This is a genomic window from Nesterenkonia halophila (assembly GCF_009467795.1).
In the GTDB taxonomy this organism is placed as follows: domain Bacteria; phylum Actinomycetota; class Actinomycetes; order Actinomycetales; family Micrococcaceae; genus Nesterenkonia; species Nesterenkonia halobia.
Genome location: NZ_WIAX01000008.1, coordinates 187,831 through 206,920 on the forward strand (window position 1 = coordinate 187,831; position 19,090 = coordinate 206,920).

The following is a 19,090-nucleotide window of genomic DNA, read 5'->3' on the forward strand; positions in this document are numbered from 1 at the left end:
TCGGCACCGTGGTTCACTGGGTGACATGGAGATTCGGCACATCCGCGTGACCGGCACGGTCCAGGGGGTCTTCTACCGGGCCTCGGCCCAGTCGCGGGCGGTCCAGCTGGGACTGGCCGGCTGGGTCCGCAACGTCGCCGACGGCGCCGTCGAGCTCCTCGCCGCCGGCGAGCCGGAGGCGGTCGAGGAGCTCGTCGCCTGGTGCCGCCGCGGCCCCGAGCACGCCGTCGTCGACGAGCTCGCCGTCCGCCCGGCCACCGAGGAGGAGCGCTCCGCGCTGCCGGAGGCGGACTTCGAGATCCGGCGCTGAGCCGCCCCGCCCGGCCGTCGTCGCCGGGTGGGGCGTCCCGGGCGGAGTCACTCCGCCGGCGGGGTGAGCCCCAGCGTCGTCGGCAGCTCCGGAGCCTCGCCTCGGACGTGCTCCGCCAGGAACGCGATGACCACCTGATACCAGAGCTTCGCGTGGTGCGGGGTGAGCACCCAATGGTTCTCCTGCGGGAAGTACAGGAACCGGTGGACGGTGTTCCCGTCGGCGTCGGCGGGCAGGCCCGACTGCTCCAGCAGCTCGTACCAGAGCCGCAGCCCCTCGCCGATCGGCACCCGGTAGTCCTTGTCCCCGTGGATGACCAGCATCGGCGTGCGGATCTCGGACACGAAGCGGTGCGGGGAGTGTTCGGCCTCCATCGCGGCGTCGATCTGCCGGCGCCAGAACGGCGACATGTCGGTGGTCGGGCCGAACTGGTCCAGGGCCCACAGCGAGGCGTGGGCGACGATCGCGTCGAAGCGGTCGGTGTGGCCGGCGACCCAGTTGGCCATGTAGCCGCCGAAGGAGCCGCCCATCGCCGCGGTCCGGGTCGCGTCGACGTCGTCGCGGGCCTCGGCGGCGTCGGTGATGGCCAGCAGGTCGGTGTAGGGCTTCTCGCCCCAGGCGTTCCAGCCGCGCTGGATGAACTCCTGGCCGTAGCCGGTGGACAGCGCCGGGTCCGGCAGCAGCACCGCGTAGCCCCGGGCGGCCAGCAGCCACGGGTTCCACCGCCAGGACCAGGCGTTCCAGGAGTTCAGCGGCCCGCCGTGGATCCAGAGCAGCAGCGGCGCCGGCGACGACGGAGCGTCCGGCGCGCCCTCGGCCTCCGTCCCGGGCAGCGCCAGCCAGGCGCGCACCCGGGCGCCGTCCTCGGCGACGGTCTCGATCTCGGTCAGTCGGCCGGGCAGCTCGGGACGGCGCACCGGGTTCTCCAGCCGGGTGACCGTCCCGTCGGCCAGGTCCAGGCGGGCGACCTCGTTCGGGAAGGCGTAGCTGGCCCGCAGGCCGTAGACGTGGGCGCCGTCGGGGGAGACGACCGCCTCCGACCAGGTGGCTTCGTCGTCGGCGAGCACTGTGACCGTCCCGTCGGCGACGTCGAGCCGGAACACCGGGCCGCGGCCGTCGCGGTCGGCCAGGGCGATCACCGCCGAGCCGTCGGGCATCCAGTCGGCCGGGGTGAACCACAGCTCGGCCTCGGCCGAGGACTCGTCGACCAGCGGCGTCAGCGCGCCGGTCTCGAGGTCCAGGATGTGCAGCACCGGCCGCAGCGCCCGCTCGGGCACCGGTCGGCGGGTCACGGTGACCACGGCGGTGCGACCGTCCGGGCTGATCGGCCCGGGGGAGTACGTCGAGGCCGGGGCGTCGGCGAGCATCCGGCGCTCGCCGGCGGCGACGTCGACGACGGCCAGCCCGGTGCGCTGGTCGGCGGCCGGCTCCGGCAGGGTCACCGCGATCAGCGCGCGGGTGCCGTCCGGACTGAGGAACGCCTCGTCGCCGTAGTGCGTCCCGAGGTCGGCGGTCAGCGCGCGCAGGCGTCGCCGGGGCGGCTCGACTGTGGCCGGGGCGGCGGCGTCGTCGGGAGACTCCTCTCCGTCGACGGCGAAGAGGTGCGGCCGCGCCGGGCCCAGGTCGTGGTCCCAGTGCCGCACGGGGTAGCCGGTGTGCAGGATCGCCTGGACCTCGCCCTCGGCGCGGGCGGTCTGCAGCGCGGCGTGCTGGTCCTCGTCGGCGGCGCCCGGCAGCAGCGGGGCGGCGGCGAGCACGACGTCGGCGTCGGCGGCGCAGTGCACCGAGCTCACCCCGCCGGGGCGCCGATTCACCACCTCGGCCTCGCCGCCGTCGGCGGGCAGCCGCCAGAGCGCGGCGGTCTTCGCGTCCTCGGCGGAGCCGGACTCGTCGGGACGGGAGGAGGTGAACCAGAGGTCGCCGGCGGCGGAGAAGGTCGGTCCGGACTCGGCGGCCGAGCCGCGGGTGAGTCGGCGGGCCGCGCGCCCGCCGCGCGGGTCGACCTCCCAGAGGGCGGTGGTGTAGCCGGTGCCCTGCGCGTCGAGCGTGGAGACCGTGGTGACCAGGCGCTCGCCGTCGGGGCTCATGGCGAGTCCGGCCAGTCGTGGGAAGGCGACGTAGTGGTCCAGATCGTGGAACTCGCGGGCGCCGGACGGGCCGGCCGCCGCAGGCGACGTCGATGTGGTGTCAGTCATAGTCCGGTTCTATCATCACGGCGGGACGAACAGGTTGCATCGAGCAACTGATGGCGCGCTGTGTCGTCGTCGCGCGCCGTCCAGCGTCGCCGCCGGGGCGATACGCTGGTCGGATGAGCCAGCCGCACCGCACTCCCGACGGCCTCGAGTCCGCCGGCACCGGCGTCGCCGTCGGCGAGGACGGGCTGGCCCGCACGCCCTGGGCGCTGGGCAGCGCGATGCTGCGCGAGTACTACGACCACGAATGGGGCATGCCCGTCCGCGACGAGCGCGGGCTCTTCGAACGACTGAGCCTGGAGGGCTTCCAGTCAGGGCTGTCCTGGGCGACGATCCTGGCCAAGCGGGAGAATCTCCGCGCCGCCTTCGCCCGCTTCGACCCGGACACGGTGGCGGCCTTCGACGAGACCGACGTCGAGCGGCTGCTGGCCGACGCCGGCATCATCCGCCACCGCGGCAAGATCACCGCGACGATCGGCAACGCTCGCGCGACGGCGGCGCTGCGCGACCACAGCGGCCTCGCCGAGCTCATCTGGTCGCATCAGCCGGCGACGACGCCGCGACCGCGGGTGGTCGAGGAGATCCCCACACGCTCGCCGGAGTCCGAGGCGCTGGCGAAGCGGCTGCGGGCGGCCGGGTTCCGCTTCGTCGGGCCGACGACGATGTTCGCGCTGATGGAGGCGGTCGGAATCGTCGACACCCACCTGATGGGCTCGCACCGGCGCGGCGCCTCCGGAGTCTGGTCGGAGTGAGAGCCGGGCCGGTCGGCTCAGTGGGCGTGGGCCTCGCCGGCGGCGACGTCGGCGGTCTCCAGCTGGAACGTCGCGTGCTCCAGCGTCACGTCGAAATGCTCGGCGACGCAGGTGCGCAGGTCCTGCAGCACCTGCGGGGCGTGGCCGTCGTGGAAGCAGTCGTCGTCGAGGACCACGTGCCCGCTGATCACCGGCAGGCCGGTGGCCACGGTGGAGGCGTGCAGATCGTGGACCTCGCGGACGTGGGGCATCGCGAGCATATGCTCGCGGACCTCCTCCAGATCGATGCCGCGCGGGGCGAACTCCAGCAGGATGCGTCCGGTCTCGCGCAGCAGCAGCGCCGCGCGCGGGACGATCAGCGCGGCGATGGCCAGCGCGGCCACGGCGTCGGCCTGCTGCCAGCCGGTCAGCGCCATCACCGCCGCGGCGATGATCACCCCCAGCGAGCCGAGCGCATCGGCGGCGACCTCCAGGAAGGCCGCGCGCAGGTTGAGGTTCTCCCGCCGTCCGGCGGCGAGCACGCCCAGCGAGACGGTGTTGCCGACCAGTCCGACGACGCCGAAGACCAGCAGCTCCATCGGCGGCACATGCGGGGGAGCGGCGAGCCGGCCGACGCCGTCGACGGCGGCGTAGATGCCGATGCCCAGCAGCATCAGCGCCTGCACCGCCGCGGCGAGGACCTCCAGCCGGCGGAAGCCCCAGGTGCGTGTCGACGTCGCCGCCGCGCCGACGAGCATCGCCGCGGCCAGCGCGACGACCAGCCCGACGGAGTCGGTCAGCGAGTGGACCGCGTCGGTCAGCAGCGCCAGCGAGCCGGTCAGCCAGGCGCCGACGAACTGGGCGGCGACGACGCCGAGGGTCACCAGCAGCACCAGCTGCAGGCGACGGCGGTGGGACCGGCCGCCGCCGGCGACGTCGTCGACGCCGCCGGCGTGGGAATGTCCTGCGCCCATCGGTGCACCTCCTCGGCCGGCCCGTCGTCCGCGCTGTCGTCCTCGTCGTCGCGCCGGGGCGCGGGCGAGAGGGAAAAAGATCATGCCTGCGTGATCATTTTACGGCCGGGAGGGTGCGCGAGCATAAGGTGCGACTGCTGTCCAGAAGCATTCTCAGCACGGGCGGGCCCGCTGCGAGGGCCCGGTCTCCTGGGCGGGACGCCGGCGGCTCAGGCCGAGTCGGCGGTGAACCAGCGGTTGGCCGAGGGCAGCCAGAGCAGGGCCACCATGGCGGCCATGAGGAGCAGGTCCCAGCGGAAGCCCATCTCCAGCACGCTGGGATAGGCCCAGTCGCGCAGCACCGCCTCGAGTCCGGCGACCAGCACAGTGACGGTCAGCGCGGCGCGGACCCACTCGAGGCGCTCGGGCACTTTGAGCGCGAGCACGATCTGCAGCCCGGCCAGCACGATGTTGACCCCCAGGGCCAGCAGGCCCGCGAGGCCGGCCAGCACCCCGTCCAGCCGCATCAGCGACTGCAGCCCGGCGAGGTGGATCAGGAAGCTCGGCAGCAGGAACAGCGCCGTGATGCCCACGACGCCGAGCAGGCCGAAGCAGGCGATCCGCACCGTCAGCGGCAGCCGCCCCGCGTGCAGCAGCACGCTCGGGCCGATGGTCGGCACGACGTCGGAGACGCGGCGCGGCCAGTGCGACGGCAGCCGGTAGGCGGAGCCGGCGCCGGAGGTGTCCTGAGAGGTGTCCATGATGCTCCACATCATAGCCGCGCGACCGCGTCCCCGTGGGGATCCGCCGGGCGCGCCGCTTCCGTGGCCGGGGCGGCGAATTGCCGCGGCTGTGCGCGGATCGGTAGAGTCGTCGTCGGTGTGCCGGGAAGACTGGTCGGCGAATCTGAGCGCGTCCGCGGAGCCGTGATCCGCAGTCCCCGGAGTCCGGGAGGCCGCCCTGCGGCGCCCGCTCCGCGTTCCACCGCACCGACAGGAGGCACGATGCATCCGCCCGCCCGATCGACGTCCCGCCGCCAGGCCGGGCGCCGCGCCGCGCCCCTGACGCCGGGGGCCCCGGTGCTCGGGGCCCCGGAGGCCCGCGGCCTCCTCGAGCCCCGGCGGACGAGCGCCGCGACGCGGGCGGGGGCGATCCGATGACGCTGATCCTGCTGCTGCTGATCGTGCTGGTGCTGGTGCCCGCCGCGGCCTCGATGCACCAGCTCCTGGGCCGGAACACCGGCTGGGCCGCCGCGGCCGTGCTGCTGGTGGTGGGACTGCTCACGCTGCCCTGGCTGCAGTCGGTCCACGACGGCGGCGCCGTCGTCGAGACCATCCCCTGGATCCCGACGCTGAACGTCTCGCTGGCGCTGCGCCTCGACGGGCTCGGCCTGGTCTTCCTCTTCCTGGTGCTCTTCATCGGGGCCCTGGTGATGGCCTACTCGGCCCGCTACTTCTCGACGGCGGCGAAGACCGGCGACTACTACGTCTGGATGCTGCTGTTCGTCTTCTCGATGACCGGCATGGTCGTCGCCGACGACCTCATCGTGCTCTTCGTCTTCTGGGAGTTCACCACGCTGTGCTCCTTCTTCCTGATCAACCGGTCCGGGGAGAAGGCCCCCGGTCCGGCGCGGCGCTCGCTGCTGCTGACCATGGGCGGCGGGCTCGGCCTGCTGGCCGCGGCCCTGCTGATCATCAACCGCACCGGCACCACGCGGATCTCCGAGGCGCTGTCCTCCGAGGTATGGAGCACCGACCCGGGCTTCACCGCCGTGATCGCGGTGCTCGTCGCCGCGGCGGCGCTGTCGAAGTCCGCGCAGTTCCCGTTCCACATCTGGCTGCCCGACGCGATGGTCGCCCCCGCGCCGGTCAGCGCCTATCTGCACGCCGCGGCCATGGTGAAGGCCGGCATCTACCTGATGCTGCGCTTCTCGCCGGCGCTGGCGGACTCGACGACCTGGCAGGTGCTGCTGATCAGCTCCGGGCTGATCACGGCGGTCATCGGCGCGCTCTTCGCCCTGCAGCGCCATGACATCAAAGAGATGATGGCCTTTTCCACGATCAGCCAGCTGGGCTTCCTCACCGCGGTGATCGGCGTGGGGACCGAGAAGGCGCTGGCCGCGGCGGTCGTGCACGTCATCGCCCACGCGCTGTTCAAGGCCTCGCTGTTCATGATGGTCGGCATCGTCGAGCACGAGTCCGGCAGTCGCGACATCCGCGTGCTGAACGGTCTGCACCGCACGATGCGGGTCTCGCTGGTGATCACCACGCTGTCCTCGCTGTCGATGGCCGGAGTGCCGCCGATGCTCGGCTTCGTCTCCAAGGAGGGGCTGCTCGGCGGCTTCCTCTCGGCCGAGTTCTCCTCGGTGATGACCTGGGGGATCACGCTGATCGCCGTCGTCGCCGCAATCGGCACCTTCGCCTACTGCGGCCGCATCGTGCTGGGCAGCTTCAGCTCCTTCACCGGGGCCGGCCCGCGCGACGAGGCCCGCGATCCGATGGCGCCCGAGGCCTCCCACGAGGCCGCCTGGACGTTCTGGCTGCCGGCGATGCTGCCGGCCGCCGCCGGCCTGCTGCTGGGCTTCGTCCCCGGGATCTTCGACGGGCTGGTCTCCGACGCCGCGACGGCGTCCTCCGGCGCAGAGCACCATGCGCATCTGGCGCTCTGGCACGGCTTCTCGGTCGAGCTGCTGCTCTCGGCGGCGGTCCTCGGCGGCGGGCTGCTGATGGTCCTCGGCCGCGCCCGGGTCGACGCGGCGGTTCCGCGCCGGATCCTGCCGTTCACCGGCGTCGACGCCGTCGAGTCGCTGCGCCTGGCGCTGATCCGCGGCGGCCGTCGCATCGGCGACCTCACCCGCACCGACGTCCACGGCCTGCACCTGACGCTGCCGGGCATCCTGCTGCTCGGCGTGCTGATCGCCGGGCTGGTCGCCTCGCCGACCGTCGGCTCGCTCACCGCGGGGAACACGCGGCCGGCCGACTGGATCCTGCTGACCCTGCTGGCGGCGTTCCTGCTCGGCACGGTGCTCTCGACCGACCGGGCCGCCGCCGTCGTGCTGGCCGGCGGCGCCGGCTTCGTCGTCGCCTCCTTCTACTTCATGCTCGGCGCGATCGACGTCGGCATCACCCAGCTGTTGGTGGAGATCCTCACCGTCGTGGTGCTGGTGCTGGTGCTGCGCAAGCTGCCGAAACGCTTCCACCGGGTGCCGCGCTCGCGCACGGTCGTCTCGGCGATCGTCGCGATCGGCTTCGGCGCCGCCGCCTTCCTGGCCACCTACGCGCTGACCGGCCGCCGCGGGCAGTCGGACATCGCGCAGTACTACCAGGAGAACACCTACGAGCAGACCGGCGCGGACAACATCGTCAACTCGATCCTCGTCGACTTCCGCGCGCTGGACACCTTCGGCGAGCTGACCGTGCTGGGCATCGCCGGCTTCGCGATCCTCGCGGTGCTGAACTCGACGTTCTCCACCTCGGACAACGAGCCGGAGACCTCCCGAGCCTGGGTGGGCACTCCGCTGGACGACGCCGTGGACAACACCACGTCGATGCGCACCCTGTTCAACTGGGTCGCGCCGCTGATCGTGCTCTTCTCGCTGATCCTGCTGGTGCGTGGCCACTATGAGCCCGGCGGCGGCTTCATCGCCGCGCTGGTCGCCGGCGGGTTCTTCGCCCTGCGCTACCTGGTCGCCCCGTCCGACTCCGCGGTGAAGCTGCGCTGGGACTACGCGCTGGTGATCGTCGGCGGCATCCTCGTCGGCGCGGGAACCGGCCTCGCCGGCCTGGTCGAGGGCTCCTTCCTGAAGCCGCTGACCACCGACATCCCGCTGCCCGGCGGCGGCCACTACCACTTCACCACCGCGATCATCTTCGACGTCGGCATCTACCTGGCCGTCATCGGCGCGGTGCTGGTGGCCCTGGACCGCCTCGGCCAGGTCCAGCGCTACCCCGCGGAGCTGCTCCAGAAGTACCTGAGCACCCACCCGGAGGCAGCCGCCCGCCGGCGGAGCGGCACGCCGCTGGATCCCGGCGACGTCCCGCCGGAGGTCGCCGAGGAGTCGACACCGCTGTACACCACGTCGAGCGGCCGCAGTGACGGCCAGGAGGGGGAGGCCCGATGAGCATCGCGCTGATGGTCGGCATCCTCACCGCCGCCTCCGTCTACCTGTTCATGCAGCGCGGCATGGTCCGCATCGTGCTGGGCTTCGTGCTGATCTCGCACGCGGCGAACCTGCTGCTCTTCTCCGCCGGGAACGTCGCCTTCCGCGGGGCGCCGTTCTCGCACGTCGACGATCCGGCCCAGCGGGCCGACCCGCTGCCGCAGGCCTTCGTGCTGACCGCTATCGTCATCGCCTTCGCGATCTCGATGTTCATGGTCACCCTGGCCATCACCACGACCACCGACGACGACACCGAGGCCGCACCGACCGCCCCGGCGAAGCTCGCCGCGGCGGCGCATCTGAAGCGCACCGGTCACCACCCGACAGTCGCCACAGCCGCCGTCGGGCCCGGCGACGAGCCCGACGGCCCGCCCTCGGACGCCGAGCTGCTGGGCACCCAGGCCGGCACGGAGGAGGACGTCGACGCCGACGTGGCGACGACCGCCGAAGAGGGCCGCCGGCCCGAGGAGACTCCGCAGGAGGACGTCCAGGACGAGGGCGTCCGCGCAGAGGACGCGGCGAAGGACCCGGACGGCACCTGGGCCGCCCGGGGCCGCGCCGCCGACGAGGGGGAGGACCGATGAACGAGATGCTGTCCACCCTGCTGCCGGTGCTGGTCGTCGGCCCGCTGTTCCTCGGGGCGTTCTCCGCCGCGCTGCGACGCAGCCAGAAGATCCGCCATGCGATCAGCCTGATCACGCTGCTGGCGATGCTCGCCGCCGCGATCCTGCTGGTGGTGACCACCGCCGACGGCACGGTGCTGGCCCACCAGGTCGGCCTCTGGGAGGCCGGGGTGGCGATCCCCCTCGTCGTCGACACGCTCTCGGCGCTGATGCTGGCCTTCGTCGCCGTGCTGGCGCTGGCCAGCGTGCTCTTCGCGATGGCCACCCATGAGGCCCGGGCGCGCTTCTACCACCCGTTCGTGCTGATCCTCATGGCCGGTGTGGCCGGGGCGGCGATGACCGGCGACATCTTCAACCTCTTCGTGTTCATCGAGGTCATGCTGCTGCCCTCCTACGGGCTGATGGCGATGATGGGCGCGAAGCTCGGCGCCGACAGCGCGCGGATCTTCGTCACGGTGAACCTGATGGCCTCCACGCTGCTGCTGGCCGGAGTCGGGCTGGTCTATGCCACTGCCGGCACGGTGAACCTGGCCGAGCTGCAGGGCGCGGCCGCCGAGGACCCGGCGATCGCCATCGCCGGGGCGGTGGTGCTCACCGCGATCTCCATCAAGGCCGCCGTCGTGCCGGTCCACGGCTGGCTGACGCGCACCTATTCGATGACCTCGCCGGCGGTGACCGCGCTGTTCTCCGGCATCCACACCAAGATCGCGGTCTACGCGATCTACCGGATCTACGCGATGCTCTTCGACGGCGACCAGCGCTTCCTCTGGGTCGGGCTGACGATCGCGGCGGTGACCATGGTCGTCGGGGCCCTGGGTGCGGTCGGGGAGAACTCGACGCGTTCCATCCTGGTCTTCCACATGATCAGCCACATCGGCTACATCATGATCGGGGTCGGACTGTTCACCACGCTCGGACTGACCGCCGCGATCTTCTACCTGCTGCACCACATGATCGTGAAGGCCTCGCTCTTCCTCTCCACCGGCGCGCTGGAGGAGACCTACGGCACGGCCCGGCTGGACCGGCTGGGCGGGATGCTCAGACGCGAACCGCTGGTGGCGGTGATCTTCATGGTCGCCGCGCTCTCGCTGGTGGGCATGCCGCCGTTCTCCGGCTTCGTCGCGAAGTTCTCCCTCATCGGGGCGACCTTCGAGGCCGAACAGTGGATCATCGGCGGCGTCGCCGTGCTGGTCAGCCTGATCTCCATGGTCGCGATGCTCAAGATCTGGACCTCGGTGTTCATGGGGCCGGAGCCCGAGGGGCTGGAGCGTCGGGCGCTGACCTACCAGCAGGCCATCCATGGCAAGCGGTACCTGCGGGTGGAGGCCCAGGCCGAGCAGCCCACGCTGCAGATCGGGCCGCCGACGACCGGCACGGCGGCGGTGCTCAGCGGCGAGCGGCATGCCCGCGTGACGCCGAAGCTCATCGTGCCGGCCGCGCTGCTGGCGGTGGTGACCCTCGGCCTCGGCCTCGGCGCCGAGGTGCTGATGCAGCTCGCCGAGCAGGCCGCGCAGGGCCTGATGGGCCCCAGCGACTACGTGAAGGCGGTGATCGGCTGATGAACAGCTGGCTGACCTGGCCGGTGCGGATGATCGGCTTCCTGCTCTGGTACGCCAAGGAGTTCCTCCTGGCGAACCTGCAGGTCACCGCCGACATCCTGCGACCGAGCGCGCGCATGCGCACCGACCCCGCGATCGTCGCGGTGCCGGCGGCCTCGCGGACGGCGAGCGAGTACACGCTCATCTCCTCGCTGATCACGCTGACCCCGGGCACGCTGACGATCACCTACTCCCGCGACCACGCGGTGCTCTACGTCCACGGGATGTTCGCCGCCTCCCGGGACGGGCTGGCCGAGGAGATCCAGGAGATGGAGGACCGGCTGCTGCGGGCGATGCGCCGCGAGCCCGGCGACCTCTCCCGCCCGCTGGCCCGACCGACGGTGCGTCCGGCCGAGGACGCGGCGGCCGGGGCCGGCGACGCGTCCGCGGGGACCGCCGAGTCCGAGAACACGGAGAACGACGCCGGACGTCCGGCAGGAGGTGACGCATGATCGCCGAGCACCTGCTGGAGGTCGCGCTGGTGATCCTGGCGCTGAGCATGCTGCTGGCCGCCGTCCGCGGCTTCCGCGGCCCGCGCACGGCCGACCGCGCCGTCGCCGCTGATCTCATCTTCTTCGCGATCATCGGCTTCATCACGCTGATCTCGCTGCATCAACAGATCGAGGCGCTCTTCGACATCATCCTCATCGCGACGCTGCTGGGCTTCATGTCGGCGATCTCGATGGCTCGCCTGGGATCGGGAGGACGACGCTGATGCTGGACCTGACCAACCCCGCCCACATCGTCGGCGCGGTGCTGATCTTCCTCGGCCTCGCCGTCCTGCTGATCTCCGCGATCGGGCTCTATCGCCTGCCGGACCTGTACCTGCGCGCCTCGGCGGTGGGCACCTCGGCCGGCCTGGGCGTCGCGCTGATCGTGATCGGCGCCCTGCTGATCGACTTCAGCGGGCCGAATCTGGTCAAGGCGATCATCGCGGTGCTCGCCCAGCTGCTGACCTCGGCGGTCGGCTCGATGGCGATCGCCCGCTCCGGGTATCTGCACGATTCCCCGCCGGCGGCGATCACCATCCCGGACGAGCTCCGCGAGACCCGCCGCGACGACGTCGAGGTCTGATCCCGGCGCCGGTCCCCAGCCGATGTGACCTGCGGCGCGCGGATCGTCGCTGATCACCGGCGGTGCTGGGCTACTCTGGGCGCATGAGCGCAGAGGAGACCCAGGATCGCCGCCCCGGAGCCGACGACGACCGCGACTCGCGTGATGCCGCACTCGCCGAGGAGGCCGCCGCGGACGGCGCGTGGTCGACGTCGGCGGAATCCGCCGATCCGGCGGCCGGCGGACTCGCCGCGCATCGGGCGAGCCGGCGCGAGGCGACCGGCCACGACATCCTCGGCGAGAGTCTCGTCTCCGCCGACGCCGACCGTCCCGGGACCGTCGCCGCAGCGGCCGACCAGCCGGATCGGCTGAAGACCCGTCAGCGCGAGGAGCACGCCGCCTCCGGGCGCGACGCGGCCAAGCCGCGCACCCCGTTCAGCCTGCGGCCGGCGACCTGGTGGTACTCCTTCCGCCGGGCGATCGCCGAGTTCGGCCGCGACCAGTGTCCGGACTCGGCGGCGGCGCTGACCTACTACGCGGTGCTCTCGGTCTTCCCCGCGCTCATCGCGTTCGTCTCGCTGCTCTCCGTGGTCGGTGAAGCACGACGCACCCAGGAGTTCCTGCTCAACACGCTGGACGAGCTGCTGGAGTCCGACGTCCGCGACATGAGCGTGGTGCAGACGATCCTGCAGGTGCTCACCGAGGCGCCCGGCGCCGGCATCGGGCTGGCCGTCGGCATCCTCACCGCGCTGTGGACGGCGTCGAACTACGTCAACGCCTTCTCCCGGGCGATGAACCGCATCTTCGAGGTGCCGGAGGGTCGCTCGCCGCTCGTGCTGCGCCCGGTGCTCTACGGCGTCACCGCCGCACTGATCGTGCTGGTGGCCGTCTCGGCGATGATGCTGGTGGTCTCCGGTCCGCTGGTCACCGCGCTCGGCGAGGCGGCCGGACTCAGCCAGACGGCCGAGCAGGTCTGGAACTATGCGCGGTACCCCGCGCTGCTGGTGATCGCCGCGGCCTGCATCGCCCTGCTCTACTACACCACGCCGAACATCCGGCAGCCCGGGGTCCTGTGGATCACCGGGGGAGCGCTGCTGGCCATCGGCGTGCTGATCCTCGCGACGATCGGCGTCGCCGTCTACATCAGCGGCTTCAGCAACTACCAGGCGACCTACGGCGCCCTGGCCGGTGTGATCGTCTTCCTGCTCTGGATCTTCATCGCCAACGCCGTGCTGCTCTTCGGCGCCGAAGTCGACGCGGAGCTGGAACGCGGTCGCCAGCTGCAGGCCGGCATCGAGGCCGAACGGACCATCATGCTGCCCCTGCGCGCCACGGCCGCCGCGGACAAGGCGGCGATGAAGTACGAGAAGCTCGTCGCCCAGGGGCAGGCGCTGCGCCTGACCGAGGGGCGGACGGCGAAGCCCGACGACGTCTGGCGGGAGTGATCCGTCGGGCGAGCGCCCTCACGACGAGGAAGCGTGTGGCCTGCGACACGGAGTGTCGTCGAGATCTGAAACACTTGTGCAACGAATCGTTGCTAGACTCTCCATCATCCGGTGACGTGGATAACACTCCCGGGCGACTGGGAGCGTCGCTCACGTCATCGCCGTCATGAGCCCTCCTGCGAGGGCGCTGACCACGAGGATCTCGGGACGGCGTCGGTGAGACGTCGTCCCGCGCACCCCTGATGAGGAGATGACCGACTATGCGACACAACGTGACGATGCGCCGCGCGGCCGTGGCCACCACGGCCGCCGCCGCGCTGACGCTGACCGCCTGCGGAGGCGGCGACGGCGGCAGCGAGGCCGCGGCCGACGGCGGCACGGTGAGCATCTACAACTGCGAGCCGCAGTACATGATGCCGGGCAACTCGTCCGAGGTCTGCGGCTCGAAGGTGCTCGAGCAGCTCTACACCGGGCTGACCGGCGTGGACTACGACACCTACGAGGCCGTCCCCGGCGTGGCCGAGGAGTGGGAGACCGAGGACAACGAGACCTGGACCTTCCACCTGGGCGAGGACTGGACCTTCCACAACGGCGACGAGATCACCGCTCAGACCTTCGTCGACACCTTCAACTGGACCGTCGACCCGGACAACGCCCAGCAGAACGCGGACTTCTACGACAAGATCGCCGGCTACCAGGCGGTCGTCGACGGCGAGGCCGAGGAGCTCGAGGGTGTGCGCGCCGTGGACGACTACACGCTGGAGATCGAGCTGAACGAGCCGTTCTCCCCGCTGCCGCTGATGCTCTCCTACACCGGCTTCTACCCGCTGCCGCAGGAGGCCTTCGAGGACCCGGACTCCTACGAGCAGGCGCCGGTCGGCAACGGCCAGTACCAGATGGACGGTGAGTGGGTGCACGACCAGCACATCAATCTCACCCGCTATGAGGACTATGCCGGCGAGGAGGCCGGCAAGCCGGCGAACATCGAGTGGCGGATCTACGCCGAGGCCGAGGCCGCCTACCTGGACGCACAGTCCGGCGAGCTCGACGTGATGGACGCAGTGGAGCCGAACCGCTTCGCGCAGCTGGAGGAGGACTTCGGCGACAACCAGCAGTCCTTCGACACTTCCTCCTTCAACTACCTGGGCTTCCCGCTCTACCAGGAGGAGTTCCAGGACAAGGACGTTCGTCATGCGCTGTCCATGGCGATCGACAGGGAGCAGATCATCGAGCAGCTCTTCGACGGTCAGCGCACCGCCGCGGCGAACATCATTCCGCCGATGCTCCCCGAGGCCCGCGAGGATGCTTGCGAGTACTGCAGCTTCGATCCCGACCGGGCGGCCGAGCTCTACGAGGAGGCCGGCGGCCCTTCCGAGCTGTCCATCTACTTCAACTCCGGAGCCGGCCACGGGGAGTGGACCGAGGCCGTCGCCAACCAGTGGCAGGAGAACCTGGGCATCGACTCGGTGCAGTTCGAATCCATGGAGTTCGCCCAGTACCTGGATCTGCATGACAACCAGGAGGTCGGCGGGCCCTTCCGCCTGGGCTGGGTGTTGAGCTACCCGTCCGCCCAGTACGCCATGGAGCCGATCTACACCACCGGTCAGTCCTCGAACTACACCGGGTTCTCGAACGATGATTTCGACTCGCTCATCGACCAGGCCAACTCGGCGGTGGACGAGGGAGAGGCCAGCGCCCTCTACCAGGAGGCCGAGGACATCCTGCTGGAGGAGATGCCGGTCATCCCGCTGTGGTTCCAGAGCTACCCGGTGGTGACCAGCGAGCGCATCGACGACAGCTCGGTGCAGATGGACGCCCGCAGCTTCACCCGCGTGGAGGACATCGTCGTCACCGAGTGACGCTCTGCCCTTCCGGCGGGGGCGCGGCCCGCGACGTACCACCCGGCCTGATGGTCGGGGTCGCGGGTCGCGCCCTGCGGCGTGCGGATCACCCGCCGCCCCTCGATCCAGTTCCTCGCCGACGGCTTCTCTCGTCGGCGGTCGCACTCCAAGGACACCTATGACCCGTTACATCATTCGGCGTCTGCTCCAGTTCGTCCCCGTGGTGATCATCGCCACGCTGATCGTCTATGCGCTGAACTTCCTCATGCCGGGCGACCCCATCCGCGCCCTCGCCGGCGACCGCCCGATGAGCGAGGCGGCCATGGAGACCATCCGCGAGGAGTACAATCTCAACGATCCGTTCCTCGTCCAGTACGGCAAGTACGTCTGGGGCATCATCACCGCCGGCGACTTCGGCAGCACCTTCTCCGGCCGGCCGCTCTCCGACATCATCGCGCAGCGGTTGCCCACCACGCTGATGCTGGCTGCGGTGACCTTCTCCATCCAGGCGGTCATCGGCATCATCGCCGGCATCCTGGCCGGGCTCTACAAGGACCGCTTCATCGACCGCCTGGTGCAGGTCACCACTGTCATCATGGTGGCGCTGCCGACGCTGGTCATCGGCTTCCTGCTGCAGCTGATCTTCGGACTGAACCTCGACTGGTTCCCCATCGCCGGCACACGAGACGGCCTGGTCAGCTACATCCTGCCCGGGATCGCCCTCGCCGCGGTGTCCACCGGCATGGCTGCCCGCATGGTGCGCGGCGAGCTCGTCGACGCGCTGCAGTCGGACTATGTGCGCACCGCCACCGCCAAGGGTCTCTCCCGGCAGCGCGTGGTGCTGAGACACGGGCTGCGCAACTCGCTGATCCCGGTGGTGACCTTCCTCGGTGCGGACCTGGCGACGTTGCTCGGCGGCACCATGGTCATCGAGACGGTGTTCAACATCCCCGGGCTCGGCGCGATGATCGTCGATTCCATCAAGGGGCAGGAGGGCACTGTCGTCGTCGGCATCGTGACGTTGTTCGTGCTGTTCTTCGTGACGATCAACCTGATCGTCGACCTGCTGTACGCCCTGCTCGACCCGAGGATCCGCTATGAGTGAGAAGACCGAGCTCGACGAGACCACGACCCGCGACGCGCGGGCCAGCACGACGCCGCCCTCCGAGGTCAAGACCTCGGCCCCCGTCGGCGCCGGGGACGGGGGCTCCGGGCGCAAGGAGGCCGAAGCGAGCCTCTGGGCCGATGCGTGGCGCTCGCTGCGGCGGAACCCCTGGTTCCTCGTCTCCGGCGCGCTGCTGGTGGTGATCATCGCCATGGCGGTCGTACCCCAGCTGTTCACCTCGGTGAGCCCGCATGCCTGCGACCTGTCGCAGAATCGCCAGGCGCCGACGGCCGACCAGTGGTTCGGCACCGACATCCAGGGCTGCGACTACTACTCCCGGGTCATCCATGGAGCGCGGAACTCGATGATCGTCGGAGTCGTCGTCTCCGCGGGTGTCTTCGTCATCGCCGTCCTCGTCGGCCTGCTGGCCGGGTACTTCGGCGGCTGGATCGACGGCCTGCTCTCGCGGACGACCGATATGGTCTTCGCGATCCCGTACATGCTCGGCGCGCTGGTCTTCCTGAACATCATCGAGGACCGCGGACCGATGCAGGTCGCTCTGGTGCTGATGCTCTTCACCTGGCCGACGTCAGCCCGCCTGATGCGCGGCTCGGTGATGTCCGTGGTCAACTCCGAGTACGTGATGGCCGCCAAGGCGTTGGGCGCCGGACATGTGACGATCATGCGTCGGCATATCCTGCCGAACTCGCTGGGCCCGCTGATCGGCTACTCGACGGTGTTCATCGGCATCATCATCGGCGCCGAGGCGACGTTGACCTTCCTCGGCGTCGGCCTGCAGCAGCCGGCGATCTCCTGGGGCCTGCAGCTGACCGACGCGCAGAGCTATGTGACTTCCTCGCCGCATCTGCTGCTCTTCCCGGTGATCTTCGTCGGCGTGACGGTCTTCGCGTTCATGACCCTCGGCGACGCCGTCCGCGACGCCCTCGACCCGAAGTCGAAGCGTTGAGGGGAGCATCGATGGACGCCGCCCAGCCCACATCCCGGAAGTCCCCTGCGAAGGACGAGACGATGACCAGCTCCTCCACCGCCGAGCCGCTGCTCGAGGTGCGCGACCTCCAGGTGGAGTTCCGCACCAAAGCCGGCACGGCCCAGGCGGTCAACGGCCTGAACGTCACGCTGCACGCCGGCGAGACGCTCGCCATCCTCGGCGAGTCGGGCTCCGGCAAGTCGGTGACCGCTCAGGCGATCATGGGCATCCTGGACATGCCGCCCGGGCACATCGCCGGCGGCGAGATCCGCTACCGCGGCGAGGATCTGCTGCAGATGCCCGCCGAGCGGCGTCGGCGGCTGCGCGGGATGAGCATCTCGATGATCTTCCAGGACGCACTGTCCTCGCTGAACCCGGTGCTGCCGGTCGGCTGGCAGATCGGCGAGATGTTCCGCGTCCACCGCGGGATGAAGCGGCGCGAGGCACGGCAGAAGGCCGTGGAGATGATGGAGCGGGTCGGTATCCCGGCGGCGGAGAAGCGCGCCGGGGACTTTCCGCACCAGTTCTCCGGCGGCATGCGCCAACGCATCATGATCGCCATGGCGATCGCCCTGGACCCCGATGTGCTCATCGCCGACGAGCCGACCACGGCTCTGGACGTCACCGTCCAGGCCCAGGTGATGCGGCTGCTGAAGCAGCTGCAGGAGGAGTTCAACATGGGGCTCATCCTCATCACCCATGATCTGGGCGTGGTGGCCGACGTCGCCGACAAGATCGCGGTGATGTACGCCGGCCGGGTCATGGAGGCCTCCGGCGTGTACTCGATCTACAGCAGCGCCGCGCATCCCTACACGCGCGGTCTGCTCGCCTCGATCCCGCGGGTCGACGGCGCCGACGAGCGTCTCGACGCCATCCCAGGGCTGCCTCCGGCGCTGACCGACATGCCGCCGGGCTGTCCGTTCAGCCCGCGCTGTGCCTTCGCCACCGACCGTTGCCGCACCGAGCGGCCGGAGCTGCGCGAGATCGCCGAAGGGCACACCGCCGCGTGCCACTACGCGGAGGACTTCATCACCGCCGAGGAGGACCCAGCATGAGCCTGCCTGAGACGACGTCCGCGGCCGCGGGCCGCGGAGAGGATCCGTTCGCCGACGCTGAGGTCGTCCTCGACGTGCAGAACCTGGTCAAGCACTTCCCGCTGACCCAGGGCATCGTCTTCCAGCGCAAGGTCGGAGCGGTGCAGGCCGTCGACGACGTCAGCTTCCAGCTGCGCCGCGGCGAGACTCTGGGCATCGTCGGCGAGTCCGGCTGCGGCAAGTCCACGCTGGCCAAGCTGCTGATGCGGCTGGAGGAGCCCGACGCCGGCGCGGTGTCGTTCCGCGGCGAGGACTTCCTGGTCGCGAAGGGCGAGCACCTGCGTCGGCTGCGGCGGAAGATCCAGATCATCTTCCAGGATCCCTACACCTCGTTGAATCCGCGGATGTCGGTCGGTGACATCATCGCCGAGCCGTTCTCCCTCCACCCGGAGGAGAAGCCGGCCCAGGGCGTGCGGAATCGGGTGAAGGAGCTGCTGGCGCTGGTCGGGCTGAATCCCGACCACATCAATCGCTACCCGCATCAGTTCTCCGGCGGACAGCGGCAGCGCATCGGCATCGCCCGCGGGCTGGCGCTGAACCCGGACGTCATCATCTGCGACGAGCCCGTGTCGGCGCTGGACGTCTCCGTGCAGGCTCAGGTGATGAACCTGCTCGACGACCTGCAGCAGCAGCTGGGACTGTCCTACATCTTCATCGCCCACGACCTCTCCGTGGTGCGGCACATCGCCGACCGGGTCGGGGTGATGTACCTGGGGCGGATCGCGGAGCTGGGCACTGAGGAGGAGATCTACCGCGAACCGTCGCATCCCTACACCCAGGCGCTGCTCTCAGCGGTGCCGGTGCCGGATCCGACGCTGCGCGGCCAGCAGGAGCAGATCGTGCTGGCCGGCGATCCGCCGAACCCGGCGGATCCGCCGTCGGGATGCCGCTTCCGCACGCGCTGCTGGAAGGCCACCGAGATCTGCACGACCCAGGAGCCGCAGCTGGTCTCCCGGCCCGGCGTCTCGCAGCTGTCGGCCTGTCACCATGCCGAACCC

At 70.6% G+C, this 19,090-nt stretch carries 17 protein-coding genes; 14 read left to right on the plus strand and 3 right to left on the minus strand.

All coding sequences use genetic code 11. The features are described from left to right. Window positions 1–25 precede the first annotated feature (25 nt). Entirely contained in the window at window positions 26–310 is a 285-nt protein-coding gene (locus GCL72_RS04340; RefSeq protein WP_153143483.1) for an acylphosphatase, read from the plus strand. A 47-nt stretch (window positions 311–357) separates the two neighbouring features. Here the strand turns inward: GCL72_RS04340 and GCL72_RS04345 are convergent, their stop codons facing one another. After that, window positions 358–2,505 (minus strand): S9 family peptidase, encoded by a 2,148-nt coding sequence (locus GCL72_RS04345; RefSeq protein WP_153143484.1) that lies wholly within the window; start codon window positions 2,503–2,505, stop codon window positions 358–360. Between the two features lie 113 nt (window positions 2,506–2,618). On the opposite strand from GCL72_RS04345, the gene GCL72_RS04350 reads away from it, so the two are divergent. After that, on the plus strand, window positions 2,619–3,254 hold the full coding sequence (locus tag GCL72_RS04350; protein WP_153143485.1) for a DNA-3-methyladenine glycosylase I: 636 nt from the start codon (window positions 2,619–2,621) through the stop codon (window positions 3,252–3,254). Between the two features lie 17 nt (window positions 3,255–3,271). Here GCL72_RS04350 and GCL72_RS04355 read toward each other — a convergent pair whose 3' ends face one another. Further along, a complete protein-coding gene (locus tag GCL72_RS04355; protein ID WP_153143486.1) occupies window positions 3,272–4,207 on the minus strand; it encodes a cation diffusion facilitator family transporter in 936 nt (311 codons plus the stop codon). 209 nt (window positions 4,208–4,416) lie between these two features. After that, window positions 4,417–4,947: a hypothetical protein gene (locus tag GCL72_RS04360; protein WP_153143487.1), complete on the minus strand. Its 531-nt coding sequence runs from the start codon at window positions 4,945–4,947 to the stop codon at window positions 4,417–4,419. A gap of 395 nt (window positions 4,948–5,342) precedes the next feature. Here GCL72_RS04360 and GCL72_RS04365 point away from each other — a divergent pair, with 395 nt between their 5' ends. From GCL72_RS04365 to GCL72_RS04420, 12 genes are all read left to right on the plus strand, one after another. After that, window positions 5,343–8,306, plus strand: a complete 2,964-nt coding sequence (locus GCL72_RS04365; RefSeq protein WP_153143488.1) for a DUF4040 family protein — start codon at window positions 5,343–5,345, stop codon at window positions 8,304–8,306. Further along, window positions 8,303–8,929: a sodium:proton antiporter gene (locus GCL72_RS09765; protein ID WP_211364960.1), complete on the plus strand. Its 627-nt coding sequence runs from the start codon at window positions 8,303–8,305 to the stop codon at window positions 8,927–8,929. Before GCL72_RS04365 ends, GCL72_RS09765 begins: the two co-directional genes overlap by 4 nt. Continuing rightward, window positions 8,926–10,527 (plus strand): monovalent cation/H+ antiporter subunit D family protein, encoded by a 1,602-nt coding sequence (locus tag GCL72_RS04375; RefSeq protein WP_211364961.1) that lies wholly within the window; start codon window positions 8,926–8,928, stop codon window positions 10,525–10,527. The genes GCL72_RS09765 and GCL72_RS04375 overlap by 4 nt, the downstream gene beginning before the upstream one ends. Continuing rightward, the gene (locus tag GCL72_RS04380) at window positions 10,527–11,018 is read left to right on the plus strand and encodes a Na+/H+ antiporter subunit E (protein ID WP_153143489.1); all 492 of its coding nucleotides are present in this window, start codon (window positions 10,527–10,529) and stop codon (window positions 11,016–11,018) included. The genes GCL72_RS04375 and GCL72_RS04380 overlap by 1 nt, the downstream gene beginning before the upstream one ends. Then, window positions 11,015–11,281, plus strand: coding sequence for an MrpF/PhaF family protein (locus GCL72_RS04385; protein WP_153143490.1), 267 nt, complete (start codon window positions 11,015–11,017; stop codon window positions 11,279–11,281). The genes GCL72_RS04380 and GCL72_RS04385 overlap by 4 nt, the downstream gene beginning before the upstream one ends. After that, on the plus strand, window positions 11,281–11,640 hold the full coding sequence (locus GCL72_RS04390; RefSeq protein ID WP_153143491.1) for a cation:proton antiporter: 360 nt from the start codon (window positions 11,281–11,283) through the stop codon (window positions 11,638–11,640). Before GCL72_RS04385 ends, GCL72_RS04390 begins: the two co-directional genes overlap by 1 nt. Window positions 11,641–11,723: 83 nt before the next feature. Beyond that, window positions 11,724–13,064, plus strand: a complete 1,341-nt coding sequence (locus GCL72_RS04395) for a YihY/virulence factor BrkB family protein (protein ID WP_211364962.1) — start codon at window positions 11,724–11,726, stop codon at window positions 13,062–13,064. 260 nt (window positions 13,065–13,324) lie between these two features. After that, on the plus strand, window positions 13,325–14,923 hold the full coding sequence (locus tag GCL72_RS04400) for a peptide ABC transporter substrate-binding protein (RefSeq protein WP_153143492.1): 1,599 nt from the start codon (window positions 13,325–13,327) through the stop codon (window positions 14,921–14,923). A 160-nt stretch (window positions 14,924–15,083) separates the two neighbouring features. Further along, window positions 15,084–16,010, plus strand: coding sequence for an ABC transporter permease (locus GCL72_RS04405; protein WP_153143493.1), 927 nt, complete (start codon window positions 15,084–15,086; stop codon window positions 16,008–16,010). After that, entirely contained in the window at window positions 16,003–16,977 is a 975-nt protein-coding gene (locus tag GCL72_RS04410) for an ABC transporter permease (RefSeq protein ID WP_246161005.1), read from the plus strand. The genes GCL72_RS04405 and GCL72_RS04410 overlap by 8 nt, the downstream gene beginning before the upstream one ends. Before the next feature lie 62 nt (window positions 16,978–17,039). Then, complete coding sequence (locus tag GCL72_RS04415) at window positions 17,040–18,053, plus strand: ABC transporter ATP-binding protein (protein ID WP_246161006.1); 1,014 nt, start codon at window positions 17,040–17,042, stop codon at window positions 18,051–18,053. Further along, on the plus strand, window positions 18,050–19,090 hold a 1,041-nt coding region (locus GCL72_RS04420), incomplete at its 3' end, for an ABC transporter ATP-binding protein (protein WP_153143495.1). The genes GCL72_RS04415 and GCL72_RS04420, both read left to right, overlap by 4 nt.

Coding starts and splice junctions, on each gene's coding strand:
- GCL72_RS04345 (WP_153143484.1), bottom strand. CDS start 2,505: ATGACTGACACCACATCGACGTCGCCTGCGGCGGCCGGCCCGTCCGGC.
- GCL72_RS04400 (WP_153143492.1), top strand. CDS start 13,325: ATGCGACACAACGTGACGATGCGCCGCGCGGCCGTGGCCACCACGGCC.
- GCL72_RS04375 (WP_211364961.1), top strand. CDS start 8,926: ATGAACGAGATGCTGTCCACCCTGCTGCCGGTGCTGGTCGTCGGCCCG.
- GCL72_RS04360 (WP_153143487.1), bottom strand. CDS start 4,947: ATGGACACCTCTCAGGACACCTCCGGCGCCGGCTCCGCCTACCGGCTG.
- GCL72_RS04340 (WP_153143483.1), top strand. CDS start 26: ATGGAGATTCGGCACATCCGCGTGACCGGCACGGTCCAGGGGGTCTTC.
- GCL72_RS04415 (WP_246161006.1), top strand. CDS start 17,040: ATGACCAGCTCCTCCACCGCCGAGCCGCTGCTCGAGGTGCGCGACCTC.
- GCL72_RS04385 (WP_153143490.1), top strand. CDS start 11,015: ATGATCGCCGAGCACCTGCTGGAGGTCGCGCTGGTGATCCTGGCGCTG.
- GCL72_RS09765 (WP_211364960.1), top strand. CDS start 8,303: ATGAGCATCGCGCTGATGGTCGGCATCCTCACCGCCGCCTCCGTCTAC.
- GCL72_RS04410 (WP_246161005.1), top strand. CDS start 16,003: ATGAGTGAGAAGACCGAGCTCGACGAGACCACGACCCGCGACGCGCGG.
- GCL72_RS04390 (WP_153143491.1), top strand. CDS start 11,281: ATGCTGGACCTGACCAACCCCGCCCACATCGTCGGCGCGGTGCTGATC.
- GCL72_RS04365 (WP_153143488.1), top strand. CDS start 5,343: ATGACGCTGATCCTGCTGCTGCTGATCGTGCTGGTGCTGGTGCCCGCC.
- GCL72_RS04350 (WP_153143485.1), top strand. CDS start 2,619: ATGAGCCAGCCGCACCGCACTCCCGACGGCCTCGAGTCCGCCGGCACC.
- GCL72_RS04380 (WP_153143489.1), top strand. CDS start 10,527: ATGAACAGCTGGCTGACCTGGCCGGTGCGGATGATCGGCTTCCTGCTC.
- GCL72_RS04355 (WP_153143486.1), bottom strand. CDS start 4,207: ATGGGCGCAGGACATTCCCACGCCGGCGGCGTCGACGACGTCGCCGGC.
- GCL72_RS04405 (WP_153143493.1), top strand. CDS start 15,084: ATGACCCGTTACATCATTCGGCGTCTGCTCCAGTTCGTCCCCGTGGTG.
- GCL72_RS04395 (WP_211364962.1), top strand. CDS start 11,724: ATGAGCGCAGAGGAGACCCAGGATCGCCGCCCCGGAGCCGACGACGAC.